The organism is Micromonospora inaquosa, assembly GCF_003857055.1.
Taxonomy (GTDB): domain Bacteria; phylum Actinomycetota; class Actinomycetes; order Mycobacteriales; family Micromonosporaceae; genus Micromonospora; species Micromonospora inaquosa.
Genome location: NZ_QGSZ01000354.1, coordinates 1 through 15,485 on the forward strand (window position 1 = coordinate 1; position 15,485 = coordinate 15,485).

At 73.4% G+C, this 15,485-nt stretch carries 14 protein-coding genes; 11 read left to right on the plus strand and 3 right to left on the minus strand.

Features of this window, described 5'->3' with window-relative positions; all coding sequences use genetic code 11:
• The first annotated feature begins 17 nt into the window (after nucleotides 1-17).
• Nucleotides 18-1,559 (plus strand): cobyric acid synthase, encoded by a 1,542-nt coding sequence (locus tag DLJ59_RS32270; protein ID WP_124777762.1) that lies wholly within the window; start codon nucleotides 18-20, stop codon nucleotides 1,557-1,559.
• Between the two features lie 63 nt (nucleotides 1,560-1,622).
• Here the strand turns inward: DLJ59_RS32270 and DLJ59_RS32275 are convergent, their stop codons facing one another.
• The gene (locus DLJ59_RS32275; RefSeq protein ID WP_088949799.1) at nucleotides 1,623-2,024 is read right to left on the minus strand and encodes a rhodanese-like domain-containing protein; all 402 of its coding nucleotides are present in this window, start codon (nucleotides 2,022-2,024) and stop codon (nucleotides 1,623-1,625) included.
• Nucleotides 2,025-2,212: 188 nt separating this feature from the next.
• On the opposite strand from DLJ59_RS32275, the gene DLJ59_RS32280 reads away from it, so the two are divergent.
• The 5 genes from DLJ59_RS32280 (at nucleotide 2,213) to DLJ59_RS32300 (ending at nucleotide 7,441) form a co-directional block, all read left to right on the plus strand.
• Entirely contained in the window at nucleotides 2,213-2,857 is a 645-nt protein-coding gene (locus tag DLJ59_RS32280; RefSeq protein ID WP_124777764.1) for a uridine kinase family protein, read from the plus strand.
• Nucleotides 2,858-2,945: 88 nt separating this feature from the next.
• Complete coding sequence (locus DLJ59_RS32285) at nucleotides 2,946-4,091, plus strand: M48 family metallopeptidase (protein ID WP_124777766.1); 1,146 nt, start codon at nucleotides 2,946-2,948, stop codon at nucleotides 4,089-4,091.
• 36 nt (nucleotides 4,092-4,127) lie between these two features.
• The gene (locus tag DLJ59_RS32290) at nucleotides 4,128-5,471 is read left to right on the plus strand and encodes a dipeptidase (protein ID WP_208648906.1); all 1,344 of its coding nucleotides are present in this window, start codon (nucleotides 4,128-4,130) and stop codon (nucleotides 5,469-5,471) included.
• Nucleotides 5,472-5,556: 85 nt separating this feature from the next.
• A complete protein-coding gene (locus tag DLJ59_RS32295) occupies nucleotides 5,557-5,763 on the plus strand; it encodes a hypothetical protein (RefSeq protein WP_030333429.1) in 207 nt (68 codons plus the stop codon).
• Between the two features lie 85 nt (nucleotides 5,764-5,848).
• Nucleotides 5,849-7,441, plus strand: a complete 1,593-nt coding sequence (locus tag DLJ59_RS32300) for an ATP-dependent DNA ligase (RefSeq protein ID WP_244236340.1) — start codon at nucleotides 5,849-5,851, stop codon at nucleotides 7,439-7,441.
• 10 nt (nucleotides 7,442-7,451) lie between these two features.
• Here DLJ59_RS32300 and DLJ59_RS32305 read toward each other — a convergent pair whose 3' ends face one another.
• Nucleotides 7,452-8,273: an SURF1 family cytochrome oxidase biogenesis protein gene (locus DLJ59_RS32305; RefSeq protein WP_124777772.1), complete on the minus strand. Its 822-nt coding sequence runs from the start codon at nucleotides 8,271-8,273 to the stop codon at nucleotides 7,452-7,454.
• A gap of 240 nt (nucleotides 8,274-8,513) precedes the next feature.
• Between DLJ59_RS32305 and DLJ59_RS32310 the strand changes: the two genes are divergently transcribed.
• Both DLJ59_RS32310 and DLJ59_RS32315 read left to right on the plus strand, forming a co-directional pair.
• Nucleotides 8,514-9,917: a cobyrinic acid a,c-diamide synthase CobB gene (locus DLJ59_RS32310; protein ID WP_124777774.1), complete on the plus strand. Its 1,404-nt coding sequence runs from the start codon at nucleotides 8,514-8,516 to the stop codon at nucleotides 9,915-9,917.
• Nucleotides 9,914-10,483, plus strand: a complete 570-nt coding sequence (locus DLJ59_RS32315) for a GNAT family N-acetyltransferase (protein WP_124777776.1) — start codon at nucleotides 9,914-9,916, stop codon at nucleotides 10,481-10,483. The genes DLJ59_RS32310 and DLJ59_RS32315 overlap by 4 nt, the downstream gene beginning before the upstream one ends.
• A gap of 25 nt (nucleotides 10,484-10,508) precedes the next feature.
• Here DLJ59_RS32315 and DLJ59_RS32320 read toward each other — a convergent pair whose 3' ends face one another.
• Nucleotides 10,509-12,638, minus strand: coding sequence for a transglycosylase domain-containing protein (locus DLJ59_RS32320; RefSeq protein WP_124777778.1), 2,130 nt, complete (start codon nucleotides 12,636-12,638; stop codon nucleotides 10,509-10,511).
• Nucleotides 12,639-12,759: 121 nt separating this feature from the next.
• On the opposite strand from DLJ59_RS32320, the gene cobC reads away from it, so the two are divergent.
• The 3 genes from cobC to DLJ59_RS32335 form a co-directional block, all read left to right on the plus strand.
• Complete coding sequence (gene cobC, locus DLJ59_RS32325) at nucleotides 12,760-13,845, plus strand: Rv2231c family histidinol phosphate aminotransferase CobC (protein WP_124777780.1); 1,086 nt, start codon at nucleotides 12,760-12,762, stop codon at nucleotides 13,843-13,845.
• The gene (gene cobT, locus DLJ59_RS32330; protein WP_124777782.1) at nucleotides 13,845-14,930 is read left to right on the plus strand and encodes a nicotinate-nucleotide--dimethylbenzimidazole phosphoribosyltransferase; all 1,086 of its coding nucleotides are present in this window, start codon (nucleotides 13,845-13,847) and stop codon (nucleotides 14,928-14,930) included. The genes cobC and cobT overlap by 1 nt, the downstream gene beginning before the upstream one ends.
• A 40-nt stretch (nucleotides 14,931-14,970) precedes the next feature.
• Nucleotides 14,971-15,485: precorrin-2 dehydrogenase/sirohydrochlorin ferrochelatase family protein (locus tag DLJ59_RS32335; protein ID WP_279635793.1), on the plus strand; the 515-nt coding region annotated here is incomplete at its 3' end.

The following is a 15,485-nucleotide window of genomic DNA, read 5'->3' on the forward strand; positions in this document are numbered from 1 at the left end:
CGGCGGGGGAACGGGCGGTGAGCGGCGGGCTCCTGGTGGCGGGTACGACGTCCGACGCCGGCAAGAGCGTGCTCACCGCCGGCATCTGTCGCTGGCTGCACCGCCAGGGCGTGAAGGTGGCGCCGTACAAGGCTCAGAACATGTCGAACAACTCGGCGGTGGTCGTCGGGCCGGACGGGCGCGGCGGCGAGATCGGACGCGCCCAGGCCATGCAAGCCGCCGCGTGCGGGCTCGCACCCGACCTGCGGTTCAACCCGGTGCTGCTCAAGCCGGGCAGCGACCTGGCCAGTCAGGTGGTGTTGCTGGGCGAGGCGGTCGACACCATCACCGCGGGCACCTTCCAGCAGCTACGTCCCCGGCTCGCCGAGACCGCGTACACCGCGCTCGCCGAGCTGCGTGAGACGTACGACGCGGTGATCTGTGAGGGCGCGGGCAGCCCGGCGGAGATCAACCTGCGGGCTGGTGACTACGTCAACATGGGGTTGGCCCGGCACGCCAACCTGCCCACCATCGTCGTCGGCGACATTGACCGGGGCGGTGTCTTCGCCTCGATGTTCGGCACCGTGGCCCTGCTCGACCCGGCCGATCAGGCGCTGATCGCCGGCTTCGTGATCAACAAGTTCAGGGGCGACCTCGGGCTGCTCCAGCCGGGCCTGGACATGCTGCGTCAGGTAACCGGACGTCCCACGTACGGGGTGCTGCCCTGGGCACTTGACCTGTGGCTCGACGCGGAGGACTCACTCGCCTACGGCCGGGTGCTCGGGCGCCCCGCCGCCCCGCACGGCACCGAATGGCTGGACGTGGCCGTCGTCCGCCTACCCCGGATCAGCAACGCCACCGACGTGGAGGCGCTCGCCACCGAGCCGGGTGTCCGGGTACGCCTCACCATCGAACCGGCCGAACTGGCCGCCGCCGACCTGGTCGTCCTGCCCGGCTCCAAGTCCACCGTCGCCGACCTCGCCTGGCTGCGCGAAACCGGGCTCGCCGACGCGGTGGCCACCCATGTGGCGGCCGGCAAGCCGCTGCTCGGCGTCTGCGGCGGTTTCCAGATGCTCGGCCGCGCCATCCACGACCCGGTGGAGAGCCGGCAGGGCAGTGTGCCGGGGCTGGATCTGCTTCCCATCGAGATCACCTTCGATCCGCGCAAGACCGTCCGGCAGTCGGTGGGCACCGGCCACGGTGGCGTTCAGGTGCGTGGCTACGAGATCCACCACGGGTACGTGTCACACGCCGACCCCAACCTGCCGCCGCTGCTGACCGGCGACGACGGTGTGGGAGAGGGTGCCGTGCTCGGCGCGGTGCACGGCACGCACTGGCACGGGGCGTTCGAGTCCGACGGGTTCCGCCGGTGGTTCCTCACCGAGGCGGCTCGACTGGCCGGCCGCAACGGGTTCCAGGTCGCGCCGGCCACCAGTTTCGCCGCCGCCCGGGAACGCTCACTGGACCTGCTGGGCGACCTCGTCGAGGAACATCTGGACACCGATGCCCTCTGGCGGCTCATCGAAGCCGGCCCACCTGCGGGCCTCCCCTTCATCCCACCCGGCCCGCCGCCGTCCTGACCGGCCAACCGTCCCCTGCGGAGGGTGGGCGGCGGTGCCGGGCGAGGCGGGGAGGCGGCGAGGTCAGGGGCGGATGTCGGCGGGGCGGTCGGTTGTGGGCAGGCCGGCGGCGAGCCAGGCGTCCACGCCGCCGATCATGTCGGTGGCCCGGCGCAGCCCGAGGGTCTGCAGACTGGCGGCGGCCAGGCTGGAGCTGTAGCCCTGCCGGCACACCAGCACGATCTCCCGGTCGTATCCGGTGGCTTCCGGGATCCGCCAGGCGCTGGCCGGATCGAGGCGCCACTCCAGTACGGTCCGGTCGATGACGACCGCACCCGGCAGGTCGCCCTGTTCGCGGCGCTGCAGATCGGTACGGGTGTCGACCAGCAACGCGCCGCCGCGGACCGCCTCGACGGTCTGCTGCGGAGTCAGTCGGTGCAGCCCGGCGCGGGCCTGTTCGAGCAGGGCGTCTATACCGGGGCTCATCACGTCTCGGAGCACCACCCGATCATCCCGATTCGGTGGCACCCCGGGCGGCGAACGGGTCGCCCGTCACCCGTCGCCGCCCCAATTCCCCCGGACGTGACGGTGGCCGGCCAGGGGCGATCAGCCGGACGGGTCAACGTGGCCCACCGGTGGTGGCGGCATACTTCGGTCATGCACCACGCGAGGTTGTGCTGAACCCGGAGACTGACGGGCCGACCGTGGCGGTTGTCGAGGCGTACGCCGAACTGGCTCGTCGGGTGCTCGCGGGCCCGGCGCGGTTGGGGCGGACCCGGCTGGTCGCGGTCGACGGGCCGAGCGGCGCGGGCAAGAGCCGGTTCGCCGCGCGGCTCGCGGATGCCCTGGCGGGGCCGCTCGGGGGCCGACCGCCGGTGGTGCACACCGATGACCTGCTCGACGGGTGGGACGACCAGGTCACCTTCTGGCCCCGGCTCGACGAGGGGGTGCTCGCCCCGCTGCGTGACGGGGAGCCGGGCGCCTACCGGCGGTACAGCTGGGTCCGGCAACGCTTCCTGCCCCGGCCGGTTCCGGTGCCGGTGGGTCCGGTGCTGGTGGTCGAGGGGGTCAGCGCCGCCCGAGCGGTCGTCCGGCCGGAGCTGACGCTGGCCGTGTTCGTCACCGCGCCCGCGCCGCTGCGGCTGACCCGCGCGGTCGCCCGGGACGGGCCGGAGATCCTGCCCGAGCTGCGCCGCTGGCATGACGGGGAACGGGCGCACTTCGCCGTCGACGAGACCGCGACGCACGCCGACCTGTTGGTCGACGGCGCTCCTACCCTGCCGCACGACGCGGACCGGTACTACGTGCGGCTCCGCTGAGACTCGACCGGCTCGCCCCCGGCGGGGCATGGACGTCGGCCAGTGACTACGGCACGATGCGGGGAGCTACGGCGAACGGGGAGCCACCATGACGGCAGCGGACACGCCAGCGCGGCGTCGGATCACCCTCACCGGCATCAGCTCGCGGGCCTGGGAACATCCGGCCGACCGGGGTGCCCTGGTCGCGCTGCGGGAGCTGCGCGGTTTCGACGACGTGATGCGGTCGTTCTTCGGCATGTGGAACGAGCGGGGTTTCCGGCTGTCCGTGCTGGCCTCCGGCATCCGGGTCGACCACCGGCAGTACCCGGCGGTGTGGCAGCGCTACACCGAGGCCGCGGCGGCGCTCGACGTGACCGAGTTGCCCGAGTTGTACGTGACCCAGTCGCCCTGGTTGGGTGCCGAGGCGGTCGGGTTGGAGCGACCGTTCATCGTGCTGAACTCCGCGTGCGTGCAGCAACTCGACGAGGACGAGCTGCGCTGTCTGCTCGGCCACGAGTTGGGGCACGTGGGCAGCGGGCACGCGGTCTACAAGACCATGCTCATGATCCTCACCCGCTGGGCGGCCAACCTGAGCTGGTTGCCGGTCGGCGCGATCGCGCTGCGGGCCATCATCGCGGCGATGTTGGAGTGGTGGCGCAAGGCGGAGCTCTCCGCCGACCGGGCCGGCCTGCTCGCCGGGCAGGACCCGGCCGCCGCGCTGCGGCTGTTGATGAAGCTGGCCGGAGGCGGTGACCTGTCCCAGGTCGACACCACCGCCTTCCTGGAGCAGGCCGCCGAGTACGCCGGCGGCGGCGACCTGCGCGACAGCCTGCACAAGATCCGAATGACCGCGTGGAGCACCCACCCGGTGCCGGTGGCGCGGGCGGCGCAGCTGCGCCAGTGGATCGACTCCGGGGAGTACGGGCGGGTGCTGGCCGGGGACTACCCGCGCCGCGAGGACGACAGCTCGACCAGTGTCACGGACGAGATCAAGGCGGCTGCCGAGTCGTACCGGGAGGAGTTCAGCCGGTCCACCGACCCCCTGGTCGGGTTGCTGCGCCGGCTCGGCGACGGCGCGAGCGACGTCGGCGAGTGGGTGGGTGGCACCGCCGGTCGGGCCCGTTCCTGGATGGACGCGGCCACCGAGGCGGCGGGTCGCGCACACCGCGCCGGCCGGGCCGCCCCCGGCGCGCGGGCCGGTGCCGGCCCCACGGACAGCGGTGACGGTACGGGCTCGGCCGGCACGCCCCGGTAAGGCCGGCATACGATGCCGGTCATGACCTCACCGATCATGTCCGAGTCCGAGGTGCGGGCCGTCGTCGAGCGGGAGATGCCCGGCGTCCGGGCTGACCTGGAACGCCTCGTCCGCATTCCCGGCATCGCCTTCGACGGCTTCGACCACTCGCACGTGGAACGTTCCGCCGAGGCGGTCGCTGAGTTGCTGCGCGGCTGCGGGCTGGATGTCGAGATCGTGCGCTCCGGCGGCCAGCCGGCGGTGATCGGCCGTCGGGCCGCCCCGCCCGGCGCACCCACGGTGCTGCTCTACGCCCACCACGACGTGCAGCCGGTCGGCGACCTGTCGTTGTGGGAGTCCGACCCGTTCGAGCCGGTGGAACGCGACGGCCGGCTCTACGCCCGGGGCGCGGCCGACGACAAGGCCGGCATCATGGCGCACGTCGCGGCACTGCGGGCGTACGGGGATGCGCTGCCGGTCGGTGTGGTGCTCTTCATCGAGGGCGAGGAGGAGTACGGCTCCGACTCGCTGGAGCAACTGCTGATCGAGCACCGCGACGAGATCACCTCGGACGTCATCGTGATCGCCGACTCCGGCAACTGGGACATCGGCGTACCGGCGTTGACCACCTCGCTGCGCGGCATCGTCAACTGTTTCGTCGAGGTGCGCACGCTGGACCACGCGGTGCACAGCGGCATGTTCGGCGGTGCCGTGCCGGACGCGCTCACCGCGCTGGTCCGCCTGCTGGCGACCCTGCACGACGACGCCGGGAACATGGCGGTGGACGGGCTGGTCGGTCGGGAGGGCGCCGCCGTCGACTACCCCGAGGACCGGGTCCGGGCCGAGGCCGGGCTGGCCGAGGGTGTCCAGTTCATCGGCACCGGCCGGATCACCGACCGGCTCTGGACCAAGCCCTCGGTCGCGGTGCTCGGCATCGACGCGCCGTCCACCAGCGAGGCGCCGAACGCCCTGGTGCCGACCGCGAAGGCGAAGCTCAACGTCCGTCTGGCTCCGGGCGACGACCCCAAGCGGGCGTACGCGGCGATCCGCGCGCACCTGGAGAAGCACGCTCCGTGGGGTGCCCAGGTGACTGTCACCCTGGAGCACGACGGTTACCCGTGCGTGATCGACGCGTCCGGGCCGATGTTCGACGCCGCCCGGTCGGCGTTCCGGGCCGCCTGGGACGGCACCGACCCGGTGGACATCGGCGTCGGCGGTTCGATCCCGTTCATCGCCACCTTCCAGGAGATGTTCCCGGAGGCGGCGATCCTGGTGACCGGTGTGGAGGACCCGCACGCCCGTGCGCACGGCCCGAACGAGAGTCTGCACCTGGGGGAGTTCGCCCGGGTCTGCCTCGCCGAGGCGCTCCTGCTGGGCAAGGTGGCGGCAGCGGGCAGGTAGGGCCCGGGTGCCGGTGTCGGCAACTTTGGGCCTGATCTGGAGGTTTACGGCGTGTCGGACGGCTGCCTGTTATAGCCTTTCGTACATGAGTACGAACGAGGTGATGGCCCGGTTGGGGGCCGCTGTCAGCGCACTGGGAGATGTCGATGTCTCCGCGTGGTCCGAGGACACGCTCAACGAGCAGCTCGGTGAGCTCTCCGCCGCACTGGTCGCCCTCGACTCGGTGCTCTCCCGCGTCGCGGGCGAGGTCCGCGCCCGCGGGTTGCGCATCGAGGAGCCCGTCTCCGCCTGATTCGTCGTCCGCGTAAGCGGGCGGCACCCGGCCGACACCGCCCGGGCACGGCAATGCCCGGGCGGTGTCGGCGGTGCCTGGCAGGATGAGCTGCGTGCGGTTCCTCGATCTGGCAGCCACCTCCGCGGCCGTCGGTGCCACCAGTGGCCGACGGGCCAAGGTGGAGCTGCTCGCTGACGCGCTGCGCCGGCTCGACCCCGACGAGGTCGAGCCCGGGGCCGGCTATCTCGCCGGTGAGCTGCGCCAACGGCAAACCGGGGTCGGCTACGCGAGTCTGCGTGACCTGCCGCCGCCGGCCGCCGAGCCGACGTTGACGGTGGCCGCCGTGGACGCGGCCATCGCGCAGATCGCCGCGGTGCACGGCGCGGGCTCACAGGCACGGCGTCGGGCGCTGCTCGGTGCCCTCTACGCGGCGGCGACGGCCGACGAGCAGCGCCTGCTGACCGGCCTGTTCAGCGGCGAGCTACGGCAGGGCGCCCAGGCCGGGCTCCTCGCGGACGCGGTGGCCCGGGCCGCCGAGGTGCCGGTGGCGACGGTCCGCCGGGCGTTGCTGCTCGCCGGTGATCTCCGGGCCGTGGCGGTGGCCGCGCTGGCCGGCGGGGCCGCCGAGCTGGCCGGGTTCGGTCTGCAGGTCGGCCGGCCGCTGGCGCCGATGCTCGCGCAGAGCGCCCCCTCGGTCGATGAGGCGCTCGCCGCGACCGGCACGCCGGCGGTGGTCGACGTGAAGCTCGACGGCATCCGCATCCAGGTGCACCGCTCCGGCGCCGACATCGCGGTGTTCACCCGCAGCCTCGACGAGATCACCACCCGGGTGCCCGAGGTGGTCGCCGCGGTCCGTGCCCTGCCCGGCCGGGAGTTGGTCCTCGACGGCGAGGCGATCGGGCTGGACGAGACCGGCCGCCCACTGCCGTTCCAACAGACGTCGAGCCGGGCCGCCCGACGCACCACCCCCAGCACCACCGGGCGCACCCCGGTCGCCCCGGCGGTGCTCGCGGCGGCCGCCAGCACCGGTGCGACGGTGCTCACCCCGTACTTCTTCGACCTGCTGCACCTCGACGGCGAGGATCTGATCGACCTTCCCGGCCGGGAGCGGTGGGCTGCCCTCGCCGGTTCGGTGGATTCGTCGCTGCTGGTCGGTCGGATGGAGGTCGACGATCCGGAGCAGGCCGCCACCGCGTTCGCCGCCGCGCTCGACGCCGGGCAGGAGGGCGTGGTGGTGAAGGCACCGGACGCCCCCTACGACGCCGGCCGGCGTGGTGCCGCCTGGGTCAAGGTGAAACCGCGGCACACCCTCGACCTGGTGGTCCTCGCCGTCGAGTGGGGCAGCGGCCGACGCAAGGGCTGGCTTTCCAACCTGCACCTGGGGGCGCGGGACGCGCGCACCGGCGACTTCGTCATGCTCGGCAAGACGTTCAAGGGGCTCACCGACGAGCTGCTGCGGTGGCAGACCGAACGGTTCCTCGACCTCGCGGTCGATCGTGGCGACTGGGTCGTCCGGGTCCGGCCCGAGCAGGTGGTGGAGATCGCCTTCGACGGGGTCCAGACGAGTTCGCGCTATCCCGGTGGGATGGCGCTGCGGTTCGCCCGGGTGGTGCGTTATCGCGACGACAAGTCCGCCGCCGAGGCGGACACCATCGACGCGGTCCGCGCCATCCACGCCGGCCGGGTGGGTGGCTGACGGGGCGGGGTCAGGCGGACGCGGTCGGCGTCGGTTCTGCGGCCCGGTCCAGGGGAGCCGCGGTGGCGCCGATGCCGGCGGCCCGGTGGGCCTCCCGACGGGCCACCCAGCCGTAGCCGAAGAGGGCCATCACCGCGAAGAGCCACCATTGCACGACGTAACCGAAGTTCTGCCAGTTGTTGGTGTGCCCGACCGGCACCGCCTTGAACACCGGATCGGCCGCCGGGGTCTGCTCGTCGAGCAGCAGATAGGCGCCGTAGACCGGGTAGGGCAGCTCGCCGGCAAGGCGCGGCACCCCGATCCGACGGATCTCCAGCAGCCCGTCGCGCCGGTCCACCGCGCCGGCGCCGCTCTCGGTCTCGTGCACCCGACCGACCACCGTCACGTCGCCGGTCGGCGCGGCCGGAACCGACGGCTTGGCGGTCGCCCCACCGGGTGCCGGCGGGATCCAGCCCCGGTCCACCAGCAGCGCCGTGCCATCGGTGAGCACCAGCGGGGTGAGCACCTCGAAGCCGACCCGGCTGTCCACCGTCCGGCCACGGACCAGCACGGTGTTCGTGGGGTCGTACCGGCCGGTGACGGTGATCCGGGTCCAGACCTTGTCCTGGGCGGGGGCCGGGCCCACCGTTCCGGCGCCGCCGGTGGGGGCGCGCAGCGCGTCGGCGAGCGGTGCGGGGGCCATCCGCTGGCCCGCGTCGATCCGCTCGTTGACCTCGGTGCGGCCCCGGTAGCGGTCCAGCTGCCAGTTGCCGAGGAACACCATGACGGCGGCGGCGACCAAGGTCAGCGCGAGAGCGCCCAGCCAGCGTGGGCTCAGCAGGAACCGGTACACGGCACCGAGGCTACTCGTATGACCGGCGCCACTGACCTGGACCGGGCCGGACCGGGCCGGGACCGTCGCCGGTGAGCCCCGCCAGCCCCGGCTCGGGACGTCGCCCGGGGCCCTGCCAGGGCGGGGCCGCCTGCCCCGGTTGGCGGTGCTCGCGTATCCAGCCGGGCGGGTATCGTCACGCCGACGGATCGGTCTCGGTCGTCCCGTCGTGTACCCGCCGCCGCTCGCGAGGAGTCGATGATGACCGTCGTGCCGCGCCTGGTGCTCAGCGCGCCGTCCTCCGGGCACGGTAAGAACGCGCTGGCGATCGGGCTGCTCGCCGCCCTGGCCGAGCGCGGGGTCGACGTCGCCGGGTTCAAGCTCGGGCCGGACCACGTCGACGCCGCCTACCTCGGTCTCGCCTCCGGTCGGCCGGGTCGGGTGATCGACCCCCGGCTGGTCGGCGTCGACCGGCTCGCCCCGCTGGTGGCGCATGGTGCCGCCGGTGCCGGGCTCGCCGTGGTGCAGGGCAGCATGGGGCTGTACGACTCGGTCGGTGGCCGTCCCGAGCAGGAGTCCACCGCCGCCGCGGCCGCCGCGCTGCGCAGTCCGGTGGTGCTCGTTGTCGACGTGGCCGCGATGGGCCAGTCGGTGGCGGCCCTGGTGCACGGTTTCCGCTCGTACGACGAGCAGTTGTGGCTCGGTGGGGTGATCCTCAACCGGGTGGCGTCGTCGCGGCACGAGGGGATGCTGCGCGAGGCGTTGGACGACGTGGGAGTGCCGGTCTACGGCGCGCTGCGCCGCCAGGACCTGCCAGCGGTGCTGCCGTCGCGGCGGCACGGAGTGGCTCCGGTGGTCGACAATTCGGCCGACGCCGTCCGTGCGGTGCGCCGGTTGGGCGAGGCCGTCGCCGCCACGGTCGACCTGGAACGGCTGCTCGGGTTGGCCCGCTCCGCTCCGCCGCTGCCGGCACCGGCCTGGTCTCCCGAGGAGGCCCTTGGCGTGTTCACACCCCCGGCGAACCGTCCGCTGGTGGCGGTGGCCGGTGGCCCGGGTGGCAGCTTCAGCCACCCGGAGACGACGGAGTTGCTCCGGGCCGCCGGCGCCGAGGTCGTCGTCGTCGACCCGCTGCGCGACGAGGCCCTGCCGGTCGGCACCCGCGCGCTGGTCGTCGGCGGCGCGCTGCCCGAGGCGTACGCCGAGCAGTTGTCGGCCAACCGGCGGCTCTGCATCGCGGTGGCCGAGTTGGCGCGCACCGGGCGTCCGGTGATCGCCGAGGGCGCCGGCCTGCTGTGGCTGGCCCGGGAGTTGGACGGGCTGCCGATGTGCGGTGTCCTGGACGCGGTCGGCGTCAGCCGGGACGGGGTGGTGGCCGGCTACCGGGAGGCGACCGCCCAGACCGACAGCGTGGTCGCCGCCACCGGCACCGTGCTGGTCGGGCACAAGGCGCACCGTGCGGTGCTCACCCCCCGTGCCGGTCAGCGTCCGGCCTGGAGCTGGGACGGCGGCGCGCCGGAGGGCTTCGTCTGGCGCAACGTGCACGCCTCGCAGCTCACCCTGCACTGGGCCAGCCATCCGGCGACGGCCACCCGGTTGGTCGCCGCTGCGGCGGCCGACCCGACAAGCGAGGTGGTGCCGGCGCAGCCGGGCGGGGTGTCGGTGTGATCGGTCAGGTGGCGGTGCGCCGATTTCCGGCGTTGACCGTCTCCACCCCGCGTACCGAGGTGCGGCAGCTCACGGCGGCCGACGCGGCGGCGGCCGGGGAGATCTTCGCCGACAAGCTGACCCGGCGTTGGCTGCCGCTGCCCGACGACTCCGGCCCGATCGACGGGCTGGCCTGGTGCACCGACCTGGCCCGGCAGCGGCGCGACAGCGGGGAGGGTGACCACTACGCGGTGCTCCGGCGCGAGGACGACCAGGTGGTGGGCTCGCTGTGGACCCGGCGCACCGACTGGGGCGCCCGCCTCACCGAGATCTCCTATGCGATGGCGGCACCCGCGCGGGGCTTCGGCCTCGCCGCCGAGGCGGTCGACGCGGTGGCCATCGCGCTGATTCTGGAGCACGGTTTCCAGCGGGTTGAGCTGCGGGTGGCGCCCGGCAACCTGGCCTCGCGCCGGGTCGCCGAGAAGGCCGGATTCAGCTACGAGGGTCTGCTGCGTAACGCCGGGTTCGTCAGCGGCGGCCGGGTGGATCTGGAGCTGTGGTCGTTCGTCGCCGCCGACCTGCGCTGACCCGCGCGCACCAACCTGCCACGGGTCAGCCGACGATGGCGTCTGATGGTGGGGTGAACTGGCGGGTTGGGGTGCCCTTCAGGCCATCGCGCAGGGTCTCCGAAACTGCGCTGATCGGGATCTGGGACTGCCCGTCACCGACGGCGTTGAACGGATTGTCCGGGTCGGAGATGAAGCTCGCCGCGGCCAACTCCGGGGTGTAGCCCACGAACCAGGCCGACCTGGTGCTGTCGGTCGTACCGGTCTTGCCGGCCACCGGGCGTCCGACGGTGCCCCGCACGCTGTCGGCGGTGGACCAGCCGCCGCAGCTGCCGCGCGCCGGGGTGTCTCCGGTGGGGCAGCGGGCGGCGTCGGTGGCTGCCCGCGCGGCGTCCGCGCTCACGACCTGCCGGCACCGCGGCTTGGCCACTTCGCGATGGAGGCCGCCAGGGGTGGCGTACGTGGCGGGCGTGCCGTCCCGGTTCATGATCGCTTGCACCGGGATGGCCTCGCAGTAGCGGCCGTCGGCCGCGATGGCGGCGTAGGCGTTCGCCATCTCCAGTGGGGTGGCGTCGGAGACGCCCAGGGTGAACGCGCCCCACTTCTTCGCCTTGGTCGGGGACGCCTGTTCCCGGTCGACGTCGGTGCGCCACCGCAGCCCGAGCTGTTCGGCCAACCGGACCGCCCGGTCCGCGCCGACCTTCTCCTCCAGCCACACGAAGTACGTGTTGACGGATTTACCGAAGCCGGACCACATGGTCTGCTGGCCGGTCATGGCCGCGCTGGCGTTGGAGGGCGCCCAGCCGTCGTACACCGACGACTTGTAGCGGTAGGGCGCGTTGAACGAGGTGGAGAGGGTCATCCCCGAGTCCAGCGCGGCCAACATCGGGAACATCTTGAACGTCGACCCGGCCTGGTATCCGGCCAGGTCACCGCCGCCGAGCAGCGGTGCCACGGTGTTCGGGTAGTTGGCCTTCACCTTCGGCCCGGCCTCGGGGTTGGAACTCTGCGGGTTATCGGCCAGGTCCAGCGAGTACGTCCGGTTCACCGCCATGGCCTTCACCCGTCCGGTGCCGGGCTCGGAGACCACGATGCCGTTGGCGAACGGGCTGCCGGTGGCGTCCTTGGTACCGACGCTCTTCTCCGCCGCCTCCTGGATCTTCGGGTCGAGGCTGAGCACGATCCGGTAGCCGCCCCGGCGCAGGTTGTCCATCCGTTCCAGCCGGTTCGCGCCGAACGCGGGCTGGGCGCTCCACCAGTTCTTCAGGTAGTCGCAGGCGAAGCCCCAGCTGTTGTACTTCTCCGTCACCGCGGCGCAGTCGTGCGGTGGGGTGGTCAGCTTGAGTCGGATCGGTTCGGACTTGGCGGCTGCGGCCGAGTCGGGGGAGAGGTAGCCGAGTTGGCTCATCCGGTCCAGCACGTAGTTGCGCCGCCCGGTGGCCTCCTTCTGGTCGGAGTCGGCCGGGTCGTACTCGGACGGGGACTTGACCAGTCCGGCGAGGGTGGCGGCCTCGACCGGGGTGAGGTCCTTGGGGGTCTTGGAGAAGAAGATCTCGCTGGCCGCGTAGATGCCGTACGCCCGGTGCCCGAAGTACGCCGAGTTCAGGTAACGCTCCATGATCTGTTCCTTGCTCAACTCCTTCTCCAGGTCCAGCGCCATCCGCATCTCCTTGACCTTGCGCAGGCTGGTCTGCTGGGTGGCTTCCTGGACCTGCTTGGGCGTGGTCGCGCTGTCCCGCAGGGCCATCCGGACGTACTGCATGGTCAGCGTCGAGGCGCCCTGGGAGCCGCCGGAGCGGGCGTTGGAGACGAAGGCCCGGGCGACGCCCTTCGGGTCGACGCCGTGGTGCTGATAGAAGCGGGAGTCCTCGGCCGCGACGATCGCCTGCTGGATGTTCGGCGACATGTCCGACAGCTTGGTGTACTGCCGGTACTCCTCGTAGAACATGGTCAGCACGGTTTTGCCGTCGGGGGCGTAGAGGTACGAGGTCTCGGCGGGCAGGGCGGTCTTCAGCACCCGGGTCTTCTGGTCCACGGCGTGCGCGGTGGCCTTCGCGCCGAGCCCGGTGAGGGCGACCAGCGGGTACGCGGCGGCGGCGATCACGATTCCGGCGATCAGGCCGGCGCGGAGGAGAGGGACGAGACGACCAGCGGCAGCAAGGGGTCGATTGCTCACCTGGTCAAGTTATGACATTTCCGATTCGTACATGAGAAGAACTCTTAAACCGGCGAGTGGTGACGCGGCTTACGCCGAGATCGGCTGTCCCACCGGCCACCTTCCCGGCAGGATCGCGGACATGTCTGATCAGTCGAGCACGGTCGCCCCACCCAACGGGGTCGAGCCGGACCTCGCGCACCACGGCGACGCGGAGGCCACCGCCGGTCTGATCGACCTCGCCGTCAACGTCCGACGGGCGCAACCTCCCGCCTGGCTCGCCGACCCGATCGCCGCGACCCTCACCGACCTGGCCCGCTATCCGGACCCGACGACGGCCCGGGCGGCGGTCGCCGCCCGACACCGCCGTCACCCGAACGAGGTGCTGCTCACCGCCGGCGCCGCCGAGGGCTTCGTGCTGATCGCCCAGGCGCTGCGCGGCGTTCGCCGCCCCGTCGTGGTGCACCCCCAGTTCACCGAGCCGGAAGCGGCGCTGCGGGCCGCCGGACATTCGGTCGAGCGGGTGCTGCTCGACGCCGCCGACGACTTCCGGCTCGACCCGTCCCGGGTGCCCGCCGACGCCGACCTCGTGATGATCGGCAACCCGACGAACCCGACCTCGGTGCTGCACCCCGCCCAGACGGTGGCCGCGCTGGCCCGCCCCGGCCGGGTGCTGGTGGTCGACGAGGCGTTCGCCGACACCACCATCGCCCCCGGGCACCCCGGCGAACCGGAGTCGCTGGCCGACCGTCGCGACCTGCCCGGACTGCTCGTGGTGCGCAGCCTCACCAAGACGTGGGGCCTGGCCGGCCTGCGGATCGGCTACCTGCTCGGCGCTGCGGAGCTGCTGTCCCGGCTGGCCGCCGTCCAGCCGCTCTGGGCCGTCTCCACGCCCGCGCTGGCGGCCGCGTCGGCCTGCGCGAGCGCCGTCGCGGTCCAGGCCGAACGCGCGATCGCCGCCGACCTCGCCGCCGACCGCGACCACCTGGTCGCGCGCCTCACCGACCTGCCCGGTGTACGCGTCGTCGGCCGTCCCGCCAGCGCGTTCGTGCTGCTGCACCTGCCGGGTGCGACAGTCATCCGGGCCGCCCTGCGCGAGCGCGGCTGGGCGGTGCGCCGAGGCGACACCTTCCCCGGGCTCGGCCCGGACTGGCTGCGGGTGGCGGTACGCGACCGAAACACCACCGACGCGTTCATCGAGGTGCTGCGCGAGACCATGGAGGCATGATGCTGGAAACCACTGTCGCGGCGATCCGCCCGGCGGACGAGACGGCCATGGCCGCCGCCCGGGAGCTGCACGGCCGGCTGACCAAGCCGGCGGGCTCGCTGGGCGTGCTGGAGGAGCTCTCGGTACGCCTCGCCGGCCTGGCCGGGGCCTGCCCACCACCGCTGCCCGAGCCGGCCGCGGTGGCGATCTTCGCCGGCGACCACGGCGTGCACGCCCAGGGTGTGAGCCCCTGGCCGCAGGAGGTCACCGCGCAGATGATCGGCAACTTCCTGGCCGGCGGAGCGGTGGTCAACGCGTTCGCCCGACAGGCCGGCGCTTCGGTCACCGTCGTCGACGTCGGCGTTGCCACCCCGCTGCCCGCCGAACCGGTCGCCGCGCCGACCGTCCTCGACCCGGCCGTGCCCCGGCTGGTCGTCGCGTCGGTTCGCCGGGGCACCCGCGACCTCGCGGTGACCGCCGCGCTCACCCGGGACGAGGCGCTGGAGGCGGTCCACACCGGCATCCGGATCGCCGACGAGCTGATCGACGCCGGCGCCGGCATCCTGCTCACCGGGGACATGGGCATCGGCAACACCACCCCGGCGGCGACGCTGATCGCCGCGTTCACCGGCGCCGATCCGCTCGACGCCACCGGCCGGGGCACCGGGGTCGACGACCCGACGTACGCGCACAAGGTGGCCGTGGTGCGGGCCGCGCTGGCCCGGCACAACCCCGACCCGGCCGACCCGCTGGGGGTGCTGGCCGCAGTCGGTGGCCTGGAGCACGCGGCCCTGGCCGGGCTGATCCTGGGCGCCGCGGCCCGCCGCACGCCGGTGCTGCTGGACGGCGTGATCGCGGTCTCGGCCGCGCTCGCCGCCGCCGCGTTCGCCCCGGCGGCGGTCTGCGCCATGGTCGCCGGGCACCGCTCGGCCGAGCCCGGTGCCACTGTGGCGCTGCGCCACCTCGGCCTCGACCCGCTGATCGACCTGGGGCTGCGCCTCGGCGAGGGCACCGGAGCGCTGCTGGCGTTGCCGGTGGTCAGCGGCGCGGTCCGGGTGCTGCACGAGGTCGCCACCTTCGACTCCGCCGGGGTGGCCGAGAAGTGACAACGCGCACCGAACGAGCTGCCCGCCCCGGTGGTGCGGCGTGACCACCAACCCGTACCCCCTCGGTTTGCGACTGCACGGGCGGAGGGTGGTCGTGGTGGGTGGTGGCGCGGTCGCCACCCGACGCGTGCCCGCGCTGCTGGACGCCGGTGCGGACGTCCTGCTGGTGGCCCCGGAGCTGACCCCGGCGCTGCGCGCCCGGGTCGACGCGGGCCGGCTGCACTGGGTTGCGCGCCGGTTCGAGCCCGAGGACCTGGACGGCGCGTGGCTGGTCCAGGTGGCGATCGACGACCCGATAGCGGCGGCATCGGTCAGCGCCGTCGCCGCCGAGCGGCGGATCTTCTGCGTCCGGGCCGACGACCGCACGGCCGCCACCGCCTGGACCCCGGCGGTGACCCGGCACGGCCCGGTCACCGTGGCGGTGCTCGGCGGCGGCGACCCCCGCCGCGCGATGACCGTCCGCGACGCGGTCCGCGACCTGCTCGCCGTCCGCCTGGGTTCGGACGCGAGCGCTCCGACGCGGAGCCGGTCCGACGCTTCGGCTGGGTCGCGGTC

Bases quoted from the DNA above. Each gene is read 5' to 3' on its own strand.
- cobT (WP_124777782.1), top strand. From the start codon at position 13,845: ATGCTGGAAACCACTGTCGCGGCGATCCGCCCGGCGGACGAGACGGCC.
- DLJ59_RS32290 (WP_208648906.1), top strand. From the start codon at position 4,128: ATGTCCGAGTCCGAGGTGCGGGCCGTCGTCGAGCGGGAGATGCCCGGC.
- DLJ59_RS32300 (WP_244236340.1), top strand. From the start codon at position 5,849: ATGAGCTGCGTGCGGTTCCTCGATCTGGCAGCCACCTCCGCGGCCGTC.
- DLJ59_RS32275 (WP_088949799.1), bottom strand. From the start codon at position 2,024: ATGAGCCCCGGTATAGACGCCCTGCTCGAACAGGCCCGCGCCGGGCTG.
- cobC (WP_124777780.1), top strand. From the start codon at position 12,760: ATGTCTGATCAGTCGAGCACGGTCGCCCCACCCAACGGGGTCGAGCCG.
- DLJ59_RS32295 (WP_030333429.1), top strand. From the start codon at position 5,557: ATGAGTACGAACGAGGTGATGGCCCGGTTGGGGGCCGCTGTCAGCGCA.
- DLJ59_RS32310 (WP_124777774.1), top strand. From the start codon at position 8,514: ATGACCGTCGTGCCGCGCCTGGTGCTCAGCGCGCCGTCCTCCGGGCAC.
- DLJ59_RS32285 (WP_124777766.1), top strand. From the start codon at position 2,946: ATGACGGCAGCGGACACGCCAGCGCGGCGTCGGATCACCCTCACCGGC.